We start from the raw sequence: 22,449 nt of genomic DNA, 5'->3' as shown, positions 1-22,449 counted from the left end.
TTCAGCGGATTTTCCGGTCCGGTGACAGTGATCAGTGGCGACGTTCGACGATGTAGCGTGCCAGCTGGCGCAACGGCTCTGCGGCAGCATCGAACGGGCTCAGCGCCAGAAGCGCCTGATCACGCAGTTCCAGTGCGTAGTGTTTGGCCGCTTCCAGGCCCAGCAGCGCCGGGTAGGTCGGCTTGTCGCGGGCGATGTCGGCACCCTGGCGCTTGCCGAGGGTCGCGGTATCGCTTTCGACATCGAGAATGTCGTCCTGAACCTGAAACGCCAGGCCGATTGCACGCGCGTAGACCTGCAGAGCATCAAGGCGCGGCTGATCGGCGTGACCGCTGGCCAGTGCGCCAAGCCGGACGCTGGCTTCGATCAATGCGCCGGTCTTGTGGCGATGCATGTATTCCAGCGCGGCCTGATCGAGCTTCAGCCCCACTGAACCCAGATCGATAGCCTGACCACCCACCATGCCCGCCGGTCCGGCCGCAGTCGCGAGGGCCGTGACCATCTGCAGACGCGTCTCGGCATCGCGTGACGTCAGGTGAGGGGCGAGCAGGGCCGTGAAAGCCAGGCTTTGCAGGCCGTCACCGGCGAGGATCGCGCAGGCTTCATCGAAGGCCTTGTGCGTGGTCGGCTGACCGCGACGCAGGTCGTCGTCGTCCATTGCCGGCAAATCGTCATGTACCAGCGAATAGGCATGAATCAGTTCAACGGCACAGGCGGCGCCGTTGGCATCCTCGGCTACACCGCCCAGTGCTTCGCAGGCGGCATACGCGAGCAGCGGGCGCACGCGCTTGCCGCCGTTCATCACGCTGTAGCGCATGGCTTGGTAGAGGCGTTCGAGCTCAGGGCCCGGAGCCTTGAACAGCCCGTCGAGTGCTGCGTTGACGCGAGTCTGGCTTTGCGCTTGATAGCTCGCGATCATTCGGGGAGTTCCGCATCGTCGAACGGCTCTTCGCTCAGCTCGCCATCGCGCTCCAGCAGCACCTGAACCTTCTGCTCGGCCTGGGTGAGGGCGCTCTGGCAGTCGCGGGTCAGGCGTACACCTTGCTCGAAGGCGGTCAGGGAGTCTTCCAGCGACAACTCGCCATTCTCCAGCCGCTCTACCAGCGCTTGCAGATCAGCGAGTGACTGTTCGAAATCCAGTGCAGCTTTCTTGCGGGCCATGAGGGAATTTCCGGTAGAGGTTAAACCGCGCGACACTAGCAGAGCGATGGCGTCTGGGCAAATTGCGGCGACGGAGCCGCGCTCTTCAAGCGGTTGCCGGGGTCACTCTGCCGCGAATCCGTTGCGCAGGTCTGCGATCAGGTCTTCCGGGCTTTCCAGGCCGACCTGCAGCCGCAGCATCGGCCCTGCACCGCGCTCGGGACCGTGTTGTTCCACTTCCGTGATCAGGCTTTCAAAACCACCCCAGGAATAGCCGATGCCGAACAGTTCCAACGCGCCGGTAAAGCGATCCAGCACTTGCCGGTCAGCGGTGTTGAATTCGAAACTGAGCAAGCCGTTGCAGCCATGGAAATCGCGCTTCCAGATGGCGTGGCCCGGATCGTCCGGCAAAGCGGGATAGAGCACGCGGGCAACCTGAGGCTGGGCCTGCAGCCATTGTGCGATCTGCAGCGCATGGCGCTCATGCATGGCCATGCGCGCCGCCAGGCTGCGGGCACCACGCAGCACCAGATAGGCATCGTCGGGGCTGACGGTATTGCCCACGGCGGTGTTCATGGTTTTCAGGGTATGCCAATGCGCTTCGGTGGTGCTGACGCTGCCCATCATCACGTCGGAATGCCCGGCCACGTACTTGGTCAGGGCCATCAGCGAAATGTCCGCGCCCAGCTCCAGCGGCTTGTACAGCACCCCCGAGCCCCAAGAGTTATCCACAGCCAGCAGCAGATTCCTTGCTTTGCACAGCTGCGACAGAGCGGGCAGGTCACACATGTCGAATGTCAGCGAGCCGGGCACCTCGGCATAGATCATCCGGGTGTTGGCCTTGAGCAGCGATTCCACGTTACTGCCGTCGGCCGCGTAGAAGTCGAACTGGATGTCGAAGGCGGTCAGCATGGTTTTCGCCAGCCGTCGAACAGGGCCATAGACCGATTCGGTGATCAGGACATGATCGCCTGGGCGCAGAAACGATTGAAACATTTGTGCCACTGCGGCCAGCCCGGTCGGGTACAGGCAGGTGCCGTGTGCGCCTTCGAGCTCGGAGATCAGGTCCTGCAAGGCAAACGCAGTCGGGTTGCCGTTGGCGCCGTAAGTCAACGAGCGCTCAGGCCCCGTGGTGCGAATTTCCGCCTGCCGCAAGCTTTCCAGACTGTCGAACAGCACCGTACTGAGGCGCACGACGGGTGGGTTGACCGCAATCCCGGGCCCGCTGCCGGCGCTGCGGCCGCGTTGCGACAGGGCGGTGTGGGCACGAGGGTCTTTGTCTTGCGGCATTGGAGGCTCCGGGTGGAAAAGGCTTGCAGGCTGCGGCTCAGGTACCCGCAAGCGTAATGCATCGTGCGCCTGGCAGGTATCACTGATCGTTCAACACAGCGCTCGCGTAGAACTCATGCAGTTTCGCTTGCAGTAACTGTCTGTCCGGCAGGCGGGTCTGGTACTCGGCAATCAACGCGGGTGAAAGCGAGCGGTTCAGAGCGTACTCGACGACTTCGTCGTTTTTGCTGGCGCAGAGTAAGACGCCAATGGCCGGGTTTTCATGGGGTTTGCGTTCATTGCGGTCCAGCGCTTCCAGGTAGAAGTCCAGTTTGCCGAGGTATTCGGGCTCAAAGCGGCCGACCTTGAGTTCAATGGCAACGAGGCAATTGAGGCCTCGATGGAAAAACAGCAGATCCAGAGCAAAGTCCTGGCTGCCGACCTGCAACGCGTACTCGGAGCCGACAAAACAGAAATCGCGGCCTAGCTCGATCAGAAAGTCCCTCAGGCGTTTCAACAAGCCGCCATGCAGGTCCGCTTCGGCGTGCCCCGGTGGCAGCTCCAGAAACTCCACCATATAGGCATCACGGAATATATCCAGTGCGGCCGGCCGGGTTTCCTTGAGCATCGCCGAGGCTTTGGCTGGCTGGGTGACAGTGCGCTCGAATAGAGCGTTCTTGAATTGGCGTTCAAGTTCGCGTTTTGACCACCTTTCCTGAGTTGCCATTTTCAAGTAGAACTCGCGTTCTTCAGGACGCTTGCTCTGGCTGAAAATGATCAGGTTATGTGACCAGGATAATTGTCGCGCCAGTGGCGCGACTTTCTCTTCTGCACGGTAAATCTCATAGAATTGACGCATGCGAAAGAGGTTGCTGCGCGTAAAACCACGCAGCCCTGGCTGGGTGGTGGCCAGATGCTCGGCAAGCTGGGTGACCACCGCGTCACCCCATTCAGCGTTTTCAAGCTTGCGACTGATGTAGGCGCCGACTTGCCAGTAAAGCTCGATCAATTGGGTGTTCACCGCCTGTGCGGCCTGCTGTCGAGCGCTCCGTATCATGGCGAGCACTTCATCAAAGCGATCATGTACAGGCGTATGCGGTGTGTTGGGAGTACTCATACTGAAAGTACTCCACTGCGTGGCAACCTGATGGGCGATTGCAAGCGAAAGTCTGGAAGAACAGTTGTTCGGCTCATAAAGGCGCGTCCTTGGGCGGTGGCTAAGGTCGGCTACTTTACGTGCAGATCAGGACGTTCTGTTCCAGAGTTTCCTGTGGGTTTGTAGCATCAGGTTTCTGTCCGCGAAGGACTTGACGTGTGCCTTATTTATCCAGATCGGACGCCTGATGCCGCTCCGGAACCTGATCGGCTTCTTCGCCCCAGGTGCGGTTGACCTTCTGGCCTCTGATGACGGCAGGGCGTGCGGCGATTTCTTCTGTCCAGCGAATCAGGTGCGGGTATTCGTGTACCGAGAGGAATTCGGCAGCCGAGTACACCTTGTTCTGCACCAGTGCGCCATACCATGGCCAGACCGCGATATCGGCAATCGTGTAGGTGTCGCCGGCCAGGTAGCGGTGCTCGCCCAGGCGACGGTTCAGCACATCGAGTTGGCGCTTGGCCTCCATCGCGAACCGATTGATGGGGTATTCGAGTTTCTCCGGCGCGTAGGCATAGAAATGCCCGAAACCGCCGCCCAGATACGGCGCAGCGCCCATCTGCCAGAACAGCCAGTTCAGCGTTTCGGTTCGGCCTGCCGGGTCGGCGGGCAGGAAGCTGGAAAACTTTTCGGCCAGGTACAGCAGGATAGAGCCGGACTCGAATACCCGAACAGGTGTTTCATGGCTTCGATCCAGCAATGCCGGGATCTTGGAATTGGGATTGATCTCGACAAAACCGCTGGAGAACTGATCGCCCTCGGAGATACGGATCAGCCAGGCATCGTATTCCGCACCGCTGTGCCCGAGCGCCAGCAGCTCTTCGAGCATGATCGTGACTTTCACACCGTTGGGGGTGGCCAGTGAATAAAGCTGCAGCGGGTGCTTGCCGACCGGCAGCGCCTTGTCGTGCGTGGGGCCGGCGACGGGCCGGTTGATGCTGGCGAACGTGCCGCCCGCCTTTGTTTCCTGCTGCCAGACCTTCGGCGGGGTGTAGGACGTTTGGGTCATGAGGAGCCTCGCTTGTTCAAGGGTGTTCGCTGGACCGGTCGTGTTGCAAAGAACCATAGACGTTATAGATCAACGTACGGGCTGGGAAGTGCCTTGCGATCGTGAACGAGTGTAGCGAGGCAGCGAGTGGCCCATTTCGCTACCTTTGGGCGTTTGTGGAATATTCCTACGGCAACTAAGGCGTCGTCCTATAGCTGTAGCCAGGTAAAAGAAGAGAATATGTGTTCGCAGCACGAGGATCATAAGGTTATCCATTCATGATCCTGGTTGTCAAAGTTGCTCTCTCTGATTTTCCCATTAATAGCTGGATACCGTATGCCGTCTTTTTGCAGCCCTGGCGTGATGAAGTGGCGCGACCTGATCATTAATCTTGTCATCAAGGAAATAAAAATCCGCTACATGGGCGCAACATTGGGCTTTATCTGGTCATTGGGCAATCCGCTGGTTGTCACGCTCACGTATTACACGGTGTTCACGTATATTCTGCCCAGTAGTCAGGACCGCTTTGCGCTGCACCTGGTGACAGGTATCGTCCACTGGATGCTTCTGGCACAAATTGTTTCGCAAAGCGGAGAGTGGCTGATCAATAACGGCAACCTCATTCGAAAGTTGCGGTTTCCCCGTCTGTTGCTACCCATTTCCGGGGCACTGGCAATCGTTGTTTTCTGGGCCGGCTGCATGCTCGTCTATGCATCATTATTTGCCGTGCTCGGCGGCGTCTTTTCGCGTGCGCTGTTGTTTTATCCGATTGTGCTGATCGCGTTCATGGCATTGATCATGGGCGTTGGTCTGGCACTCAGTGTCATCCAGGTCACCGTACGGGATGCCAAGCACTTCATCGACGTGTTTCTACCCTTGTTGTTCTGGCTCACACCCATTGTATGGGTGAGCTCATCGCTGCCCGTCGGTATCGCCAACATTGCGGCCTATAACCCGATAGGTCTGTACTTCAACAGCTTTACCAGCATTCTGCATGCCGGAGTCGTTCCAGAGCCCCGTGATCTGCTGCTGTGCGTGTTCATGGGCGCCGCGTCGCTGCTGGTGGGGTTGTTCATGTTCAGGAAGGTGGACAGCGTGGTGGAGTATTTATGAGTCGCGTCGTCATCAAGGCAGAAAACCTCACCAAACAGTTTGTTCTGCGCCACAACAGGGGCGGTTTGAAGAAGAAGTTTCTCGGGCTGTTTGACGCTCGATATCGTGAACGTGCCGAAACATTCACGGCAGTCAGCGATGTATCGTTCACCTTGCACAAAGGCGAGTCGCTTGCACTGGTGGGGCATAACGGTTCAGGTAAAAGTACCTTGTTGCAACTGGTTTCACGCATTCTTTTGCCGACCAGTGGGCGTCTGACCAGCGTGGGCCGGGTAGCACCGCTAATCGAAATAGGGGTGGGTTTTCACCCTGAACTGACCGGCGAGGAAAATATCTACCTCAATGCCAGTCTGTTTGGATTGAGTAACAAGGAAGTGCGTTCGCGCTTCAATGAAATTGTCGATTTTTCCGGGTTGGGAAACTTCATCGATACACCGGTAAAGAACTATTCGTCTGGCATGTACATGAGGCTGGGTTTTTCAGTCGCCGTTCATGTCGAGCCTCAGACATTACTGGCTGACGAAGTACTGGCGGTAGGTGACGAAGAGTTCAAGCGCAAATGCCACGAACGAATTCGAATAATGCAGGATGACGGGATGGCCTTGATTCTTGTTACCCACGAAATAGACGAAGGCAAGAAGTTTTGCCAGCGTTATTTAACGCTTGAGCGCGGCCGGATGACCGAGCACGGTTATTACTGATTCACTGCTTCGCGATGCCCTGCGTCCTGCCAACTGAGCAATAACTCAATTCATAAAGGGATTTCCATGTTGCAAATTATCGTTCCGATGGCCGGGGCCGGGAGTCGCTTTGCGGTTGCAGGCTACACCGATCCCAAACCGTTGATCCCTGTACATGGTGTACCGATGATCAAGGTCGTGATCGACAACCTGACGCCGGAGTGCCCGCACAGATTCATCTTTATCTGTCAGGCGGAACAGGTCGCCCGTTACGGGCTGAGGGAAAAACTGAATGCCTGGGCGCCCGGCTGCGAGATCGTCGAACTCGGCGGGCTGACCGGGGGCGCTGCGTGCTCGGTGTATGCCGCGAGGCACCTGCTCGACGACAGCCAGCAAGTGATGATCGCCAACAGCGACCAGTACGTCGATGTGGATATAAACGCCTATCTGCAGGCAATGAACGAGAATGATGCAGAAGGCTTGATCATGACCATGAAAGCCGACGATCCGAAGTGGTCGTTCGTGGGTTTCAGTGCAGCAGGCCTGATCGACCGTGTGGTGGAAAAAGAGGTTATCTCTGACGAGGCCACCGTCGGCATCTATAACTTTCGCCGCGCAGATCAACTGATATCGGCCATCGAGGCGATGATCGCGAAAGATCTTCGCGTCAATGGCGAATTCTATGTCGCACCGGTTTACAACGAGCTCATCGGGCAGGGCGCCAGGGTCATTCATTACAGCATTGGCGCAGAAGGTCATGGCATGTATGGCCTGGGCATCCCGGCAGACCTCAACCAGTTTCTGTCGCTGCCGCTGAGCAGGCAGGCAGCTTCGGGAAAAGAGGCCTGAGATGCAGATCATCAGCCATCGCGGCTATTGGTTGCAAAAGCCGGAGCGAAATCTGCCCGAAGCCTTTCATCGATCATTCGACCTTGGCTTCGGCACCGAAACCGATGTCCGTGATGTGGCGGGCCAGCTGGTCATTTCCCACGACATGCCCGCGGGCGGCGAGCTGACCCTGAACGGCCTGCTCGACATCATGGCAGGCCGCAACCTGCCTCTGGCCATCAACGTCAAGGCGGATGGCCTGGCACAGGCTCTCGCTGCAACCTTCGCCCGTTACGGCCATACCAACTGGTTCACCTTCGATATGGCGGTGCCGGACATGCGCAGTTACCTCAACGCCAACCTCACCACTTACACCCGTCTCAGCGATGTTGAGCCGTCGCCAGCCTGGCTCGAACAGGCAGCCGGCGTCTGGCTTGACGGTTTTGAGGGTGAGTGGTTCTCCAACCAGGTCATTGGCGATCTTCTTTCCCTGGGCAAGCGAATTTGTGTGGTGTCACCCGAATTGCACGGGCGTGGTCATGACGCCCTGTGGCAGCAATTGCTCGAGTTCAGGTCGCAGGACCGTTTGACGCTGTGTACTGACTTTCCCGCAGACGCAGCCACTTTCTTCACGTGAGGCAATCATGATCAAGGCAGTGATTTTCGATATGGACGGTGTCCTTATCGACGCCAAAGAATGGCATTACGACGCACTGAACAAAGCGCTCAGCCTGTTCGGTTACAACATCAGTCGCCACGAACACCTCACCGCCTACGACGGTCTGCCCACCTCGCGCAAACTCGACATGCTGAGTGTCGAACGCGACCTGCCGGTTGCCTTGCACGCCTTCATCAACGAGATGAAGCAGCAGTACACCATGGAGATCGTTTACGCCCAGTGCAAACCGACCTTTGTGCATCAGTACGCGTTGTCGTCACTGAAAACGCTGGGTTACAAGCTGGCAGTGGCGTCCAACTCCATCCGCAACACCGTGGAGGTCATGATGAACAGGGCAGATCTCGACCAATACCTCGATCTGCGCCTCTCCAATGAAGACGTCAGGCATGCCAAGCCAGCGCCGGACATTTATACCAAGGCCATCAGCCAACTGGGTCTTCGGCCTGAAGAATGCCTCATCGTCGAGGACAACGAGAATGGCATCAAGGCCGCCAGAGACTCAGGCGCACATGTTCTGGTCGTGGCTGAAACCTGCGACGTAAACCTCAATAACATTCTTGGCAAAGTCGAACAGATCAACTTCGACAAGGCGGCTGTCCTGTGAGCGCGTTGAATATCATCCTTCTGACCGGCAGGCAGTCAGAGGCGCTGCACGATGAGGGCGAGTACCCGCACTACCTGTGCGAATACAACGGCAAGCCACTGATTCATACACTGATAGACAACTGTGGGGTACTTCAGCCGCGCAGGATGATCTGCACATTCTCGAACCACGATATCGCCCGGCTGCACCTTCGCAGCATGCTCCCGCAGATGCACCCGTCGGCCAGTGTTCTAGCGGTTCACAACGTCACCCGGGGCGCGGCGTGCACGGCGCTTCTGGCGAGCGAAGAAATCGACAACGATGACGAATTGCTGATTCTCAGTGTCAGCGACTTCCTGGATATCGAGCTGCAGGATGTAGTGCGCACGTTTCGGCAAAGCCATGAGGATGCCGGAGTGGTCATCTTCAATTCTCTGCACCCTCGTTATTCATTCGCGCGCCTGGATAGCGACTGCCGGGTTATAGAAGCTGCCGAAAAAAATCCGATCAGCTCAAACGCCATTGCAGGTGTGTACTGGTTCAAGTCCGGCTCGCTGTTCGTATCGGCGGCCAAGGAGATGATTCGCAAGGACGCCAGGGTCAACGACAATTTCTACATAGCTCCCGCCCTCAATGAGCTGGTGCTGTTGCAGAAGAGGATCGGCGCCTACCGGATCGAACCCAATCAGTACCGGCCACTGAAAACCGACAGTCAGCTCCACGCTTTCGAAGCAGGAGAAATGCGATGAAAACGGCCAGACTGGAAGACATGGTCAAAGGCTGGTTCGTGGGCGGATTCGAACCTGCAGTTTTCAGTACCGAGTCCTGTGAGGTCGGGGTCAAGACCTACAAGGCAGGTGAAAAGGAAGCGGCTCATTACCACAAGGTCGCCACCGAAATAACCTTGCTCATTGCCGGGTCGGTCAACATGCGCGATCAGGTCTGGCATGCCGGCGACATCATCGTTCTGGAACCGGGCGACATCACGGCGTTCGAAGCGCTCACCGATGCGACCACCGTTGTCGTGAAGGTGCCGGGTGCGCTTGCTGACAAGTACGTCGTCTGACCATGAAAACGACCCATCTGCAGCATCACCCAAGCCTCGGTTACATAGCGGCTGGCAGTCTGCGCAGCCTCCCGGTAGGGCTACTGCTGCCCCATGAGTGTTCCAGCTTCATCTCGTTCCGCGCGCATCCGTTTCGCAAGCCTGAGCGGGTGATCAGGAAACTGCATGCCGCACAGCGTCCGTTGTGTCTGTATGGGTCGGGTAGCTACTGTTTTTATGGTGTCCAGAGTGATTCACCGCTGGCACCCCTGCTGCTGTGGGACGGTGCGCACTTTCTGAATGTTGGCGAAAAAATAACGGTCATCGAAGACACGCCTATCGAGTGTTATCTGGATCGTGATTACTTCGCGGGATCGCTCAAGGTCATTGCGCGTTCGGCCAACTCGGTCACTTACAAGAAAGTATCCAGGCTGACTGCGGAATCTAACGACGATCTCGACAGCTGGACCTTCGGCATCCCTGTCGGTCCAGGCGACGCCACCGTTCTCAATGCCGTCGTGAAGCGCATTCTGGAAATTGACATCCCGCACAAGGAGATACTGCTGTGCGGCACGCCGGGAAGTAACTTCGCCTATTTCGACAAAGTCCGCATCGTGGGTGAGGACATCACTGCCCCGCCTGTGCAGATCTGCAAGAAGAAAAACCGTCTCGCGCTGGAGGCCAGACACAGCAATCTGGTGATCCTGCATGATCGCGTTTTTTTGCCAAAACATTTCGGGGAAGTTGTCCGCCGCTTTGGTCCGCGCTATCCATTGATGACCTTGCAAAGCATGTTCTTCGATAACCGAATCAGCATGCACCCGCGTCGCTACTCGGATTACGGCATGGCCATGGACGAGGTCGCTCAGGGTCTGCTGGGGCTGCACCGCACCAGCGGTAATGCTCAGTCCATTGCGCCGTCAATATTCCCGGACGTCGACCGGACCGGGTTCTGTTTCGCCAGCCCGATGCGCTACAACAGCGACGCCAGCTACCCGACAGGCAGCCTCTACATTTGTCGCAAGGATGTCTGGAATGCCTGCCCGCTGGACGAGTCCCTGCACTGGGTGGAATACGAAGACATCGAGCATGCACTACGCGCATCCCGGGCAGGTATTCCAAATCGGATCAACCCTTTTGGTATCACTCAGTCGGTGACCTCCCGGGCGCTGCTGGGTGGCAAGGGCTCAGTCGAATCGGCTAACGGGCGCCTTGAGGTGTCCGGGCCTTGCTATGTGTCCCTGCTTCAAAAGAAACCTCTTTTCAATCTGTCTGCCGAGGCCGCATTGGCCAGACTGCAACAGTTCGGGGACAAATACCTGGCCAATCCATCGGCGGTTGTCATTCCTACCGGTCTTGATCGCATCTCTGTTCGAGCCTGGGTCGAACTGATCGATCGCGTGGCCCAGCAGTCCAGCTTCAGAAATGATATCGACGCAGTCAGAGAATTTCTCGCCGACTTCGAGAGGCTCATGCTGTTCGACCAATTGACAGAAACCCGTCAGGAGTTTCTGGTCAATCGCTTCCTCACAGACCCTGTGCTGGCCAAACAGACACTGATCACGCAAAGCTGTGAGGTGCGCAATATGTTGCGTCAACGCAGTACGCAGACCTGGTTCGTCCGCCAGCAGGATGACTACTTTCACCACAATCTTCTTTCGCTCCCCGGCATTCTGATTTCTGCGATTCGTGTGTACAGAAATAACGGGAAAATCTTCTATTTTGAAAGCCTGTGGGCTGCCGTGAGGGCGGTCTACAACTCCACACCTTTCAAGTCCTACATCCAGGGGGCGAAGTGAAGGTATTCGTCGTTTCTCATCTGAGCCCCAGCCCCTCCAGTCATCAGTTGATCTGTCAGCTGGCGCACATTCAGCACGAGCACAGAAAGACCGTTCCCGTGCTTGTGATTGATGACCGCTACAACCTGAGCGAACTGCCCGTCAGCGATCTACCGACGGAACACGCCCTGTTCAGCCTGGAGGATTTTCTTCACGACAATGGTCTGAGCGGCATTGTGGCGAACAGAATTGCCCAGCACATGGATAAAGTCGAAAGCGACTGGGTGCTGATTGATTTTGGCCAGCATGACTCGGCTACCTGCATGGACTTCATCCAGAAAATTGCTCGTTACAACTATCTGAGCGCCAGGCTGCGAAAGCGAAACCTCGTGATCATGGTGCCCTCCATGCATCTGGGCATTTATTCGCGAACCCTCAATGCGTCGTTCAACAATTTGCCGGCAAGCACAACCGCCTCAGCCCGTTCCGTTCAGATTAGAAGGTTATTGATGGTCACTCGTCTTGAGCGAGTACTGATAAGTCTTCCATTGCTGGCAGGCATTCTGCGTCGAATACGGCGTGTTGCTCTGCGCGTCTTTCGGCGTGTTGCAAGATCCCATTGACCGATCTGCCGCTAGCCGTCGGTAGCAGGCGCTTCTCATTACAAGGTTAAACACATGCCTCATCTTGTGGCCGTCGATTCCAGAAAAATCAGCGTGGTTATTCAGGGCCCCCTGTATCGCAACCTGAGTTCCAAACGAAACATCTTCGCCTGCATCGCGTCGATCCGGACGCACCTGCCACAGGCCGAAATCATCGTTTCGACCTGGCGTCATGAAGATACGTCCGGTGTGAAGGCGGACCAGATCGTCATGTCGGATGATCCGGGTGCCTTCGTCGATGACGCCGGTAATCAGATCAACATCAATCGCATGCTGCGATCGACGTTATGCGGTATTCAGAGCGCTTCAAGACCCTATGTCATGAAAATGCGCGCCGATCACAACCTGACCAGCGCTGCACTGGCCGTCATAGGCCAGTCTGATGATACCGAGCCGGGCGAGACACAACTGTTCGACACGCCCATCACTACCACGACGCTTTATATTCGCGACCCTGAACGGTTGCCGATGTTGTTCCATATATCGGATCTCGTTCAATTCGGCACGCGCAATGCGATGCTCGCCATGTGGGAGCAACCCCTGTTCGAAAGGGACGAGCTTTTCAACGACCGGCCGTCTCGCAACCCGTTTGGCAACTTCATTGGCTACACGTCCGCGCGCCTGGTCAGCGAACAGGCACTGATGCTGGGTGTCATGCACAGGAAGGGCATCGACGCCCGGCTCGCACGACCCTGCGAAGTAGGGCTGAGCAACCTGAAATTATGGGACAACGTCTTGAGACGCAACTTCAGAGTCCTCAACCACTGCGAGGCTGGCGTCGACTTCCCGGAACGCTTTCTGACCAGCCGCCGCGTACTGACGACGCTCTACAAAGCTTCTGCGATAGAGCAATTGCAAAGGCTCGACCCGCAGGGCTACAGGCTGAGAATTGCGCGCATCTGGCTCAATCAATACCTGCTGACCTGCCTGCGCCCCGGCTGGTGGGTGTCCTTTGCGACCATCGTACTGTTCAGCACTTCGCCAACCCTTGCCAAGCGCATCCGTTCGTATTGGCGCACGCTGAGGAAGGTCGCGCATGCGGAGTCTTATCGGGTTTGAGGGCTGGGCGTGGGCAGGTATCGAAAACACGTCATGCGTTGCGCAAGCGTTCATCCAGCTTGCTGAGCAACGCATATGGATCAGTCCCGATCCCCCGACAGACATCCATGAACTCGATGACATCGAGCCTGCGCTCGGCATTCTCCGTCTTCGAGACAAACGACTGCGGTCGCCCTAGCCTGACGGCTAATTCTTTTTGCGTCATACCGGCTGCATTGCGCGCTTCCAGCAAAAGATCAAGCAACGCCTGGTAGCGAGCATTATGGATGGTTTTCACTTGGGCACGCCGTCTGAATAGTCCGGCTACCTAAATAAACCCGATTTGGGATTATCCCAAAATAGGTTTTTCGATTAAGATATGTACCTCAAGGATGTACGCACACGTTCAAGGAGGTCTTATGAAAATCAGAAAAGCCCAGTTGCTGCGCCGTAGGCGTCTTTACCTTGGCTTGTCGCTTACGCGAAACCTATGTCCACAATGTCGTGCGCTAAAGCAACGCTCTAACGCCACCTCATCCGCCCCAGTACCTGATGTCATGACCCAGTGCCAAATCGTCAGCGCAATGTATGCCTATCTCATGACCAGCTGGGAAGAACTGCCCGAACAGAACAAGCGTGCGCTTGGCTTCGATTCAATCGTGGGCGGTGAAGAGGAAGAGGCAGCGCTGAATCGATTGGCAACGCTGTTTATGGAGTATGCGGATGTTTCCCTGCGCAGGGCGCTGGTGGCGCGGCGGAGGCGTTTGGGGGAGGGAAAGTGATTGAGCGCCGAACGCAAGATCTCAACGACTTATTCCCGAACCTGAGGGACTGGTCAACCAGCAATCTCAAATACCCGCACTTCTTTTGCGCCGCATTGCCTGGATCTTCGATTTGGTCAGCGAGCTGATGACCAAACTGAACAGCGCCTTCGAACGCGATAGCTATGCCTGGCAGACTGTTTTGCTCTGCTGCAGCACGCTGGGGCAAAACGTCACGAACCTAGCAGTTGAAATGAGCGTTGTCTTCGCAGTGGACTGCTATTTTGATAGTCAAAACACAGAGTAGATGAGACCTAGGGTGCGGCTATCTCTGTACTGAGATTGCTGGCAGTCAACCGCTTTAACGCAATGCCGAGAGCTTGATCATCGAACAGCCTGCTTTTCCGAGCAGCCGCACCTGCGCCCCCATCCCAATGTTTCAATGCTTCACGCACTGCCGGAACCGTTGGAGAAACTCCCGACTTACTCAATAACCAGTCAACCGTCGCCAACAGCTCCATGCCGAAAGGCGACTCAAAGCCGTCAATCAGCTCTGCGGTGCGCTCCAGAGCTTGGGAATATTCCTTGGCCTCTGTTTTCAGATAGGTTTGCAGAAAAGCCTTACGGCCCTCGTCAAACCAGATCACGTCATTAATACCTGCGTCGGTGATGCGTTTATCGCAATGCAGGTAGCTGCCATCGAGATTGTCGAGCAGATGCTCAAGACGATTGGCGTATGGCCCATATTTGTGGGCTACAAATTTGAGATCCAAGGGGTTCTTTGCGCTTGGCAATTGTTCTATCGAACGCTCCAGAAACCAAGCGAGCTTCTGAATTTCAAGCAGGCTACATTCCATGCCCAAAACCCAGTAACGCCGAACGAGTTCGGCGATGAGTGCACGTGCAGGCGTCAGCTTCTCGACACCGCTGCGCTTCGCGACATTCAGATATTGATCGGTGGGTTCAAAGACAAGTACATCGACATCCAGATCACTCAAGACATCAACAATCTGCTCACGGACCTCTACCCATTTCAAACCGCCATTACCAGCACCGAGAGGTGGAACTGCTACGGATTTGACTTGGTTATCGATCAAAAAGCGGCGCAGGTCCCGTAAGCCTTCAGTTATCCATGCCATCTGCGAGGGGGAACGCCAGTGACGCTTGGTAGGAAAATTCACTATCCAGCGCGGCCCGTCCAGTTCGTTGACTGCCGTTACGTGAACCTTTCCGGTCTCTACCTCACCAGCCTTGCACGCCGCCGAATAGAGGCGGTAGTTTTCGGTAAAGCGCTCCTTGAACATCAGTGCAATGCCTTTTCCCATCACGCCTACCGTGTTCACCGTGTTCACGAGAGCTTCGGTATCTGCTTCCAGCAGATTGCCTTGGGTGAATCTGATCATTGGAAATACCATCCCGGGCGCGCGTGGACAGGCAAGGTCAGACCTCTGGCGGCAACGTCTTGCTCAATACGTTCTTTCGTTGCATCGTCGTAGCACATGATGCCAAGGAGTCCTGTGATCGGTAGGTGATGGTGAATGAGCGCTTCGGCCTGATAACGCTCCATCCTACGTGGATCATCAGCATCGCGCTTGAAATCGCGTCGCTGGATTATAGACCAGTCGACCCGGTCAAGATCTGCCAGATCGCTGTAGTAGTCGGTCCAGTCGGGATAGGCATGTGCGTTGGTGAAGACGAAAGCGAGACCGAGATGTTCGGCGCGGGGAAGGCTTGAGACCAGAATCACTATCTCTTCATTGCTACGCTGCTGAACGCTCCACCCGGACTGGATGTTTTTCATCATCACAGAGAAAGGTGTGAAGTAGAACGGCACGTAGTCAGACAATACGCCCCCGGGAGCAATGGGAACAACGCGGTTGCGGCGTTTGTCGATCAGGTCGGTGTTGCCGATGTTCACATAATACGGTGCCTGCACGTCGGAGCTGGCGCAATGTAGGCCGTTATCCAGAATCCAGGGCAGATTATCGCGATGGACGATCCGCCAAATCAGAGCTTTTTCTGGATTCAGACTGCGATAAATCATCTAAGAAACATTCCCCTGTTCACCCCGAGCTGCACATTAAAACCAGCGTCGCGCATTTTAGCCCCGCAGAAGGCCTCAATCTCGGCATTCGAAACAAAAATCTTGAAGAAATCTTGAGGGGAAACAATATTGGGCGATAGGCACTCTGCCATGCAGACGCTTTTACATTCGGCATCATGATAGTCCCTTACATTCATGACGGCCCAATTGATAGCTTCGAAGCCTTCGGCATAGTCGAGTAGCTGAATGGCATGATTAGCTAGTGGGTGTTGAGGGATGATCTTCCAGCGGTTTTTGAGCGCGAAGTTTCGATGAATCGTGATCACGGCAAATTGAAGGTCAGGCGCTGCTGCGCTGAACCCTTCCTTGTGCTGGCGGAGATTCATGTTGCTTAAGATAGCGAATATCCACTGTCCAGCCGCAAGAAGAAAGCAGCAGACATTAAAAAGCCGGCTTGTGGCCGGCTTCTCGTAGGCGGTTCTGATCTATTTTTGATAGACCGCAATCGCCTTCAACAGATGCACCTCTTGAAGAAGCGCGAATAGGCAACAGGGCAAACGGATCACATGCCCCGTTCAAACACCGCATCGCATGACTGCGTCAGGTGCTCTGGATGGCGAACAGGATACTGAACTTCGCCTTCCATGCCCAGCCCGAATGCCTTTCAGCCGTAAACACCTCATAACAGCAGCATGGCATTGCGTCGGCTGTTCAGGGTCGACCACCAGAATATCCAGCCCAGAATCCGTATTTTTTCCCGGTCGATGTCTTCGGCGCTGAACAGTTCGTCCGGGTATTCGGCATCGTTATGGCTGCGCAGGCGCAGGCCGCCGTTGGGCAGGCGGTAGAGGTAGCGGACGCGCAGGATGCCGCCGTGTTCGAGGGCGTAGATTTCGCCGTCGATGACCTGGGTCAGCTCGCGGTCGACGCCGAGGATCGAGCCGTCCTGGATCTTGTCGGCCATACTGTTGCCGACCATGGCCACACACATGCAGTTTTTCGGGTCGATGCCCATGTTCTGCAGGACTTGCAGGGGCAGGCGGATTTTCTGTCCGGGGGCTTCGGCGAGGACGGTCTTGCCGACGCCGTGGGTGGATTCGGCTTCCATGAAGATCTGGATTTCCACATCGCCGCGCGACACGTTTCTGGCCTGATGAATGATGACGCGGGTATCGCCGCCGGTGTTTTCATTGGCGCATTCGTTAGGGTGTTTGGGGCCTTCGCCGGTGCGCAGCCAGCGGGCGTTGACGGTCAACAGTTCAGCCACCTCGTCAATCCGCGCCATGGGCACGCCGCGCTTGAACCAGTTATTGACGTGTTGCGGCGTGATTTTGCGGTTGGCGGCAAAATCAGTCGCTGTGAGATGGCACTCCCGAAGGAGGATGCGGAGTCGATCACCTGATGTATTCATAGTGGCGAAGTCTACGGGCGTCGCCTGGGCGTTTAAATGAACGAGGTGTTGACGTCGACGTTATCCCAGGGTGGGCGTGGCTATCCGGACTACGGATGGAATGAATGTCGTGTAGGTGGATTCCGTAATAGCTCTTTTGGCGCTAAACGAGGTATTGCGCGTTTACCCCCGCTATACGGGCCTTAACGAACTGTTCATTGAATGTCTAAAAGCCGGGCGCATTTTTAAACGTGCGAGTTGCAAAAAAGATGGATTGTGTTTCGGCGAGCGAGGTGTTCGGGGAGGTACAGCGAGGAGGGGGACGCGTGTTTCAGGGCACGGGTGTGGCGTGCCCTGAAACGCCAATCGATGATCAGCCTTTGTACGCTGCAACCGATTTGGTGATCTCGGCACGGGCAGCGTCAGCGTTGCCCCAACCTTCGATCTTCACCCATTTGCCTTTTTCGAGATCCTTGTAGTTCTCGAAGAAGTGCTTGATCTGCTCGAGCAGCAGCGGCGGCAGGTCGGTGTACTCTTTCACGTCGACGTACAGCTGGGACAGCTTGTCGTGTGGCACTGCGATAACTTTGGCATCGCCGCCGCCGTCGTCAGTCATGTGCAGGATGCCGACCGGGCGTGCGCGGATAACCGAGCCAGGGGTAACCGGGTATGGCGTTACCACGAGCACGTCCAGCGGGTCGCCGTCGTCAGCCAGGGTGTTGGGGATGAAACCATAGTTGGCCGGGTAGAACATCGGGGTGGCCATGAAACGGTCAACGAACAGGCAATCGGAATCTTTGTCGATTTCGTATTTGATCGGCGCGTGGTTGGCCGGGATTTCGATGGCGACGTAGATGTCGTTCGGCAGGTCTTTACCAGCCGGAATCTTGCTGTAGCTCATTGGGCATTGCCCCCCTGGTTGAACAGACAGATTGTGGCGCGAACCGCCATAAAGTGGTCCGGATTATAGGCATATTCTGTTTTGGTTGCCACGCATGGCCTTGGAGGCCGTCAGCTGTCCCGGTAAGCCGGGTCCTGTTGACGCAGCAGGTCGAGCCGCGCCAGGGTGTCCTGACGGTAGAACGCTTTCAGTTGTTCGTAGACGGCCGGGTAACTGCCGTGCAGCAGGTCGGGCGCGCTGAAGAAGTATTCGCTGGTCACGGCGAAGAACTCGGCCGGGTCTTCGGCGGCATAGGGGTCGATGGCGGGTTCTGCGTCGGGGTTGTGGTCCAGTTGCCGGTTGAGATCATCGAACGCGCTTTGCATGACGCGGGCCCACTCGGTCACCTGCATGTCGCTGTGCAGCGGCGGCAGGCCATTGGCGTCGCCGTTGAGCATGTCGAGCTTGTGCGCCAGTTCATGGATCACCAGGTTGTAGCCATCCCAGCCGCCGCTGCTCAATACGCCGGGCCAGGCCAGAATCACCGGGCCCTGCAGCCAGGCTTCGCCGCTGTGCTCGCCATCCCACTCGTGTTCGACGCCGCTGGCATCGCGATGGCGCTGCGGGCTGACGAAGTCGTCGGGGTACAACACGATTTCGTGAAAACCCTGATACCAGTTCAGTTCGCCGAGGTTCAGCAGCGGCAGCTGCGCCTGGGCGGCGAGAAACAGCCGCTGCTCGTCATCCAGATCAACGCCCGGCAGCGCGCTGAGGTGTTTGTCATGCAGAAACAGCACGCAGGCGTCACGCAGTTGCGCGTGCTGCCCGTTGCTCAGGCCATCAAGGATCGGCAGACGTGCGCAGACGTTCTGCCATAGCTCTTCAGCAACCGGGTGTCGGGCCAGCGTGCGCTGCCTGCGCCAGTGGCTGAATGACCACATGATTCAGCGCGCGTCGACCGGACGCGCGCTGCGGCTGCGCACCACGCCAATGACCATCGGCACCAGTGACAGCAGGATGATTGCCAGTACCAGAAAGGTCAGGTTGTGCTTGATGAATGGCACGTTGCCGAAGAAGAAGCCCAGTGTCACCAGGCTGCCGACCCACAGCACCGAGCCCAGCACGCTGAAGCCCACGAAGCGCGGATAGGACATTCTGCCGACGCCCGCGACGAAGGGCGCGAAGGTGCGGATAATCGGCAGGAAGCGCGCCAGCGTGACGGTCTTGCCGCCGTGGCGTGCGTAGAAATTCTGGGTGCGCAGCAGGTAGTCGCGGCGGAAGATTCGCGATGACGAATTGCTGAACAGTTTTTCGCCGACCGTGCGGCCAATCACGTAGTTGGTGCTGTCGCCCAGAATCGCTGCGAGCATCAGCAACCCGGCCAGCAGGACCGGGTCCATGCCGCCGCCAGCAGCCACGGCGCCAGCGATGAACAGCAGCGAGTCGCCCGGCAGGAAGGGCATGATCACCAGTCCGGTCTCGCAGAAAATCACCAGAAACAGAATCGCATAGACCCATGTACCGTAGTTGGTCACCAACAGGTCAAGGTAAACGTCGAGATGCAGAATAAGGTCGAGCGGGTTGAATTCCATTAAGGCACCTGAGGCGAGAACCCTGTCCGGGGTCGCATGCGGAAGAAACGACTGCGCGGCATTATAGAAGCAGAATGCGCAGAAGGGGTTTTGGAATAAACGGCGGGGTTGAACGGGAGGGAGCAGTACAGCCTTGAGGAGGGAAGAGCAGGCCGCAATGTTCATCCGGGCTTATGCCGCAAGCCGGGAGGGTTACGCGAATCTGCCCGGCGGCTGTGAACGGCATAAGCCAGTGTGGCGCCTAGTGTGGCGCGGCAGGGCCGTCGAGCAGGAAGTTGCCGATGGGTTTGTCTGAATGATCGTCAGTGCCGCCTGATTCCAGAGTCTGCAGTTCGGCTTCGTCTTTCAGGTTGACCCCGGAAATCTGCCGCCTGCAGGCCTCGCGCATCAGGTACAGCAGCCGATGAGCGGCCATGCCGTAGCTCAAGCCTTCCAGGCGAACATTGGAAATACAGTTGCGGTGCGCATCGTTCAGCCCGACCTTCGGCGCGTAGGTGAAGTACAGGCCCAGGCTGTCGGGGGAGCTTAGACCGGGGCGCTCGCCGATCAGAATGACCACCATCTTCGCACCGAGCAGTTCACCGACCTCATCGGCCACGGCGACGCGGCCCTGCTCGACCATGATCACTGGCGACAGCGACCAGCCTTCGGCGCTGGCCTGTTCTTCCAGGCGAATGAGGAAAGGCACCGCATGCCGATGCACCGCCAGGGCGGACAGACCGTCGGCGACCACTACCGCCAGATCGAGACCGCCCGGATGAGCTTCGGCGTAGTCGCGCAACGTCTGCGCTGATTCGTCATTAAGGCGACGGCCCAGGTCCGGGCGCTGCAGGTAGCTGTCCCGGTCGGCGGCGGCGCTGTGCAGCAGCAGGGTTTCACGACTCTTTTCCGTCAGTTGTGCGCTGATCGCGGCATGGTCGAAAGCCAGATGCACCGCGTCGCGTGCCTGCGCATGGGCGGCTTGAAAGTCCAGCTGCGCAGAGGTCGGCAGGCTGGTGCCGGTACGCCCCAGCGCAATACGCGCAGGGGTCAGGCGGCGCAGTTCCAGCCATGGATTGGCGGGGGCGGCGCTGTCTTGTAGTTCGTTCATCGGCTCGTCACTCATGCTAGATGCGCCAGCGCCTGACGGAAGGCTGGCGGCAGGCTGTCGCCGAAGCGCACACGGCCGTCGGCCTGGGTGAAGATGCCCATTTTTTCCAGCCAGGCTTCGTATTCCGGCGCAGGACGCAGGCCCAGGCTTTGCCTGGCGTACAGCGCGTCGTGGAACGAGGTGGTCTGGTAGTTGAGCATGATGTCGTCGGAGCCGGGGATGCCCATGATGAAGTTGATCCCCGCGACGCCCAGCAGGGTCAGCAGGGTGTCCATGTCGTCCTGATCGGCCTCTGCGTGGTTGGTGTAGCAGATGTCACAGCCCATCGGCACGCCCAGCAGCTTGCCGCAGAAGTGATCCTCCAGACCGGCGCGGATGATCTGTTTGCCGTTGTACAGGTACTCGGGGCCGATGAAACCGACCACGGTGTTGACCAGAAACGGGTTGAAATGCCGGGCGACGGCGTAGGCGCGGGTCTCGCAGGTCTGCTGGTCGACGCCATGATGCGCGTTGGCCGACAGCGCGCTGCCTTGTCCGGTCTCGAAATACATCAGGTTTTGCCCGAGGGTGCCGCGGTTCAGGCTCAGGCCCGCTTCATAGCCTTCCTGCAACAGCTTGAGGCTGATGCCGAAGCTGGCGTTGGCGGCCTCAGTGCCGGTGATCGACTGAAACACCAGATCGACCGGCACGCCACGGTTGATCACTTCAATGGAGGTGGTGACGTGGGTCAGTACGCAGGACTGGGTCGGTATTTCATAGCGCTGGACGATGGCGTCGAGCATTTCCAGCAGGGCGACGATGGACGAGGTGCTGTCGGTGGCCGGGTTGATGCCGATCATGGCATCGCCATTGCCGTACAGCAGACCATCGAGCACGCTGGCGGCAATGCCGGACGGGTCGTCGGTCGGGTGATTGGGTTGCAGGCGTGTCGACAGCCGGCCGCGCAGGCCCATGGTGTTACGGAAGCGCGTGACCACGCGGATTTTCTGCGCCACCAGCACCAGATCCTGCACGCGCATGATCTTTGAAACGGCTGCGGCCATTTCCGGGGTCAGACCTGGGGCCAGCGCGCGGAGACTGGTTTCGTCGGCCTTGTCGCTGAGCAGCCAGTCGCGAAAGCCGCCGACTGTCAGATGACTGACCGGGGCGAACGCCAGTTTGTCGTGGGTATCAATGATCAGCCGGGTGACTTCGTCCTGTTCATAGGGAATCAGGGCTTCTTCAAGAAAGTGCTTGAGCGGAATATTCGCCAGCGCCATTTGCGCGGCGACCCGTTCGCCGTCGTTCTGCGCAGCGACTTCGGCCAGGTAATCACCGGAGCGCGCAGGACTGGCCTTGGCCATGACTTCTTTGAGGCTGTCGAAGCGGTACGTCTGCGCACCGACAGAATGGGAAAAGCTCGCCATACAGATTCTCCATGACGTCGCGCTGTTCGCGTCGGACGTAGTCTTTCGGTCGAACCGGTGACGTCCCGGTTCAAACGACTATGGGAAGCAACGTAAGCAATTAATACTCCATCCCGACCGGGAGTGCGAGTTTGCAGGCGTAAGCGGATTAGTCCAGGGCAGGATACATCACGCCGCAGCGTTAAGCCGGGGCGTGATGCACAGGGTTGGTGCGTGATGTGTTTCTTGTTACCGCGCAATAGGGCTCGGTGCTATACACAAGTCCGCTTTTGATTCTGGCCGAAGGCCGTGGGAGCGAACTTGTTCGCGAAAGGGCCAGTACATTCTCCG

The 22,449-nt window shown here is 57.4% G+C and carries 26 protein-coding genes; 11 read left to right on the top strand and 15 right to left on the bottom strand.

The features are described 5' to 3' along the window. Positions 1-31: 31 nt before the first annotated feature. The 5 genes from KBY08_RS11170 to yghU all read right to left on the bottom strand — a co-directional run bounded on the left by KBY08_RS11170 (position 32) and on the right by yghU (position 4,571). On the bottom strand, positions 32-919 hold the full coding sequence (locus KBY08_RS11170; RefSeq protein WP_057458434.1) for a polyprenyl synthetase family protein: 888 nt from the start codon (positions 917-919) through the stop codon (positions 32-34). Further along, on the bottom strand, positions 916-1,161 hold the full coding sequence (locus tag KBY08_RS11165; protein WP_002551852.1) for an exodeoxyribonuclease VII small subunit: 246 nt from the start codon (positions 1,159-1,161) through the stop codon (positions 916-918). Before KBY08_RS11165 ends, KBY08_RS11170 begins: the two co-directional genes overlap by 4 nt. Positions 1,162-1,263: 102 nt before the next feature. After that, positions 1,264-2,430 carry a cystathionine beta-lyase gene (metC, locus tag KBY08_RS11160; protein WP_111522156.1) on the bottom strand — a complete coding sequence of 389 codons (1,167 nt, stop codon included), beginning with the start codon at positions 2,428-2,430 and terminating at the stop codon, positions 1,264-1,266. A 79-nt stretch (positions 2,431-2,509) separates the two neighbouring features. Beyond that, a complete protein-coding gene (locus tag KBY08_RS11155) occupies positions 2,510-3,526 on the bottom strand; it encodes a PDDEXK nuclease domain-containing protein (protein WP_024650739.1) in 1,017 nt (338 codons plus the stop codon). Between the two features lie 202 nt (positions 3,527-3,728). Continuing rightward, positions 3,729-4,571 carry a glutathione-dependent disulfide-bond oxidoreductase gene (gene yghU / locus KBY08_RS11150; RefSeq protein WP_024640886.1) on the bottom strand — a complete coding sequence of 281 codons (843 nt, stop codon included), beginning with the start codon at positions 4,569-4,571 and terminating at the stop codon, positions 3,729-3,731. Positions 4,572-4,886: 315 nt separating this feature from the next. Here yghU and KBY08_RS11145 point away from each other — a divergent pair, with 315 nt between their 5' ends. The 10 genes from KBY08_RS11145 (at position 4,887) to KBY08_RS11100 (ending at position 12,977) form a co-directional block, all read left to right on the top strand. Further along, positions 4,887-5,663: an ABC transporter permease gene (locus tag KBY08_RS11145; protein ID WP_024640887.1), complete on the top strand. Its 777-nt coding sequence runs from the start codon at positions 4,887-4,889 to the stop codon at positions 5,661-5,663. Beyond that, the gene (locus KBY08_RS11140) at positions 5,660-6,364 is read left to right on the top strand and encodes an ABC transporter ATP-binding protein (protein WP_024660353.1); all 705 of its coding nucleotides are present in this window, start codon (positions 5,660-5,662) and stop codon (positions 6,362-6,364) included. Before KBY08_RS11145 ends, KBY08_RS11140 begins: the two co-directional genes overlap by 4 nt. Before the next feature lie 66 nt (positions 6,365-6,430). Continuing rightward, positions 6,431-7,192 (top strand): glycosyltransferase family 2 protein, encoded by a 762-nt coding sequence (locus KBY08_RS11135; protein ID WP_103360378.1) that lies wholly within the window; start codon positions 6,431-6,433, stop codon positions 7,190-7,192. A 1-nt stretch (position 7,193) separates the two neighbouring features. Further along, positions 7,194-7,808, top strand: coding sequence for a phosphodiesterase (locus KBY08_RS11130; RefSeq protein WP_111522157.1), 615 nt, complete (start codon positions 7,194-7,196; stop codon positions 7,806-7,808). Between the two features lie 7 nt (positions 7,809-7,815). After that, positions 7,816-8,454 carry an HAD family hydrolase gene (locus KBY08_RS11125; protein WP_024638277.1) on the top strand — a complete coding sequence of 213 codons (639 nt, stop codon included), beginning with the start codon at positions 7,816-7,818 and terminating at the stop codon, positions 8,452-8,454. Beyond that, positions 8,451-9,182, top strand: a complete 732-nt coding sequence (locus tag KBY08_RS11120) for a glycosyltransferase family 2 protein (protein ID WP_060400214.1) — start codon at positions 8,451-8,453, stop codon at positions 9,180-9,182. Before KBY08_RS11125 ends, KBY08_RS11120 begins: the two co-directional genes overlap by 4 nt. Continuing rightward, entirely contained in the window at positions 9,179-9,499 is a 321-nt protein-coding gene (locus tag KBY08_RS11115; protein WP_024638275.1) for a hypothetical protein, read from the top strand. The genes KBY08_RS11120 and KBY08_RS11115 overlap by 4 nt, the downstream gene beginning before the upstream one ends. A 2-nt stretch (positions 9,500-9,501) precedes the next feature. Further along, positions 9,502-11,277, top strand: coding sequence for a hypothetical protein (locus KBY08_RS11110; RefSeq protein ID WP_011266516.1), 1,776 nt, complete (start codon positions 9,502-9,504; stop codon positions 11,275-11,277). Next, positions 11,274-11,879: a hypothetical protein gene (locus KBY08_RS11105; RefSeq protein WP_032657102.1), complete on the top strand. Its 606-nt coding sequence runs from the start codon at positions 11,274-11,276 to the stop codon at positions 11,877-11,879. The genes KBY08_RS11110 and KBY08_RS11105 overlap by 4 nt, the downstream gene beginning before the upstream one ends. 54 nt (positions 11,880-11,933) lie before the next feature. Next, complete coding sequence (locus KBY08_RS11100) at positions 11,934-12,977, top strand: WavE lipopolysaccharide synthesis family protein (RefSeq protein WP_111522158.1); 1,044 nt, start codon at positions 11,934-11,936, stop codon at positions 12,975-12,977. 31 nt (positions 12,978-13,008) lie between these two features. Here the strand turns inward: KBY08_RS11100 and KBY08_RS11095 are convergent, their stop codons facing one another. Then, positions 13,009-13,254, bottom strand: coding sequence for a helix-turn-helix domain-containing protein (locus KBY08_RS11095; RefSeq protein WP_004407900.1), 246 nt, complete (start codon positions 13,252-13,254; stop codon positions 13,009-13,011). Positions 13,255-13,375: 121 nt separating this feature from the next. Here KBY08_RS11095 and KBY08_RS11090 point away from each other — a divergent pair, with 121 nt between their 5' ends. Then, on the top strand, positions 13,376-13,738 hold the full coding sequence (locus KBY08_RS11090) for a hypothetical protein (protein ID WP_024662677.1): 363 nt from the start codon (positions 13,376-13,378) through the stop codon (positions 13,736-13,738). A gap of 293 nt (positions 13,739-14,031) precedes the next feature. Here the strand turns inward: KBY08_RS11090 and KBY08_RS11085 are convergent, their stop codons facing one another. The 9 genes from KBY08_RS11085 to KBY08_RS11045 form a co-directional block, all read right to left on the bottom strand. Then, positions 14,032-15,120, bottom strand: a complete 1,089-nt coding sequence (locus tag KBY08_RS11085; protein WP_111522160.1) for a macro domain-containing protein — start codon at positions 15,118-15,120, stop codon at positions 14,032-14,034. Then, entirely contained in the window at positions 15,117-15,761 is a 645-nt protein-coding gene (locus KBY08_RS11080) for a DUF4433 domain-containing protein (protein ID WP_024650729.1), read from the bottom strand. The genes KBY08_RS11085 and KBY08_RS11080 overlap by 4 nt, the downstream gene beginning before the upstream one ends. After that, positions 15,758-16,147 (bottom strand): DarT ssDNA thymidine ADP-ribosyltransferase family protein, encoded by a 390-nt coding sequence (locus KBY08_RS11075; protein WP_111522161.1) that lies wholly within the window; start codon positions 16,145-16,147, stop codon positions 15,758-15,760. The genes KBY08_RS11080 and KBY08_RS11075 overlap by 4 nt, the downstream gene beginning before the upstream one ends. Positions 16,148-16,440: 293 nt before the next feature. After that, positions 16,441-17,172, bottom strand: coding sequence for a helix-turn-helix transcriptional regulator (locus KBY08_RS11070; RefSeq protein ID WP_004409537.1), 732 nt, complete (start codon positions 17,170-17,172; stop codon positions 16,441-16,443). A gap of 352 nt (positions 17,173-17,524) precedes the next feature. Continuing rightward, on the bottom strand, positions 17,525-18,052 hold the full coding sequence (ppa, locus tag KBY08_RS11065; protein WP_003317259.1) for an inorganic diphosphatase: 528 nt from the start codon (positions 18,050-18,052) through the stop codon (positions 17,525-17,527). A 110-nt stretch (positions 18,053-18,162) separates the two neighbouring features. Further along, the gene (locus KBY08_RS11060; protein ID WP_058822290.1) at positions 18,163-18,972 is read right to left on the bottom strand and encodes a zinc-dependent peptidase; all 810 of its coding nucleotides are present in this window, start codon (positions 18,970-18,972) and stop codon (positions 18,163-18,165) included. A 3-nt stretch (positions 18,973-18,975) separates the two neighbouring features. Next, a complete protein-coding gene (locus KBY08_RS11055; RefSeq protein ID WP_004407930.1) occupies positions 18,976-19,623 on the bottom strand; it encodes a DedA family protein in 648 nt (215 codons plus the stop codon). Positions 19,624-19,864: 241 nt separating this feature from the next. Further along, the gene (gene eutC / locus KBY08_RS11050) at positions 19,865-20,728 is read right to left on the bottom strand and encodes an ethanolamine ammonia-lyase subunit EutC (protein ID WP_096126993.1); all 864 of its coding nucleotides are present in this window, start codon (positions 20,726-20,728) and stop codon (positions 19,865-19,867) included. Continuing rightward, positions 20,725-22,119: an ethanolamine ammonia-lyase subunit EutB gene (locus KBY08_RS11045; protein WP_004407936.1), complete on the bottom strand. Its 1,395-nt coding sequence runs from the start codon at positions 22,117-22,119 to the stop codon at positions 20,725-20,727. The genes eutC and KBY08_RS11045 overlap by 4 nt, the downstream gene beginning before the upstream one ends. Positions 22,120-22,449 lie beyond the last annotated feature (330 nt).

This window comes from Pseudomonas sp. P135 (assembly GCF_020312125.1).
Classification (GTDB): Bacteria; Pseudomonadota; Gammaproteobacteria; order Pseudomonadales; family Pseudomonadaceae; genus Aquipseudomonas; species Aquipseudomonas fragariae.
The sequence above is the reverse complement of the archived record's forward strand: the minus strand, read 5'-3'. Positions and strand labels throughout refer to the sequence as shown.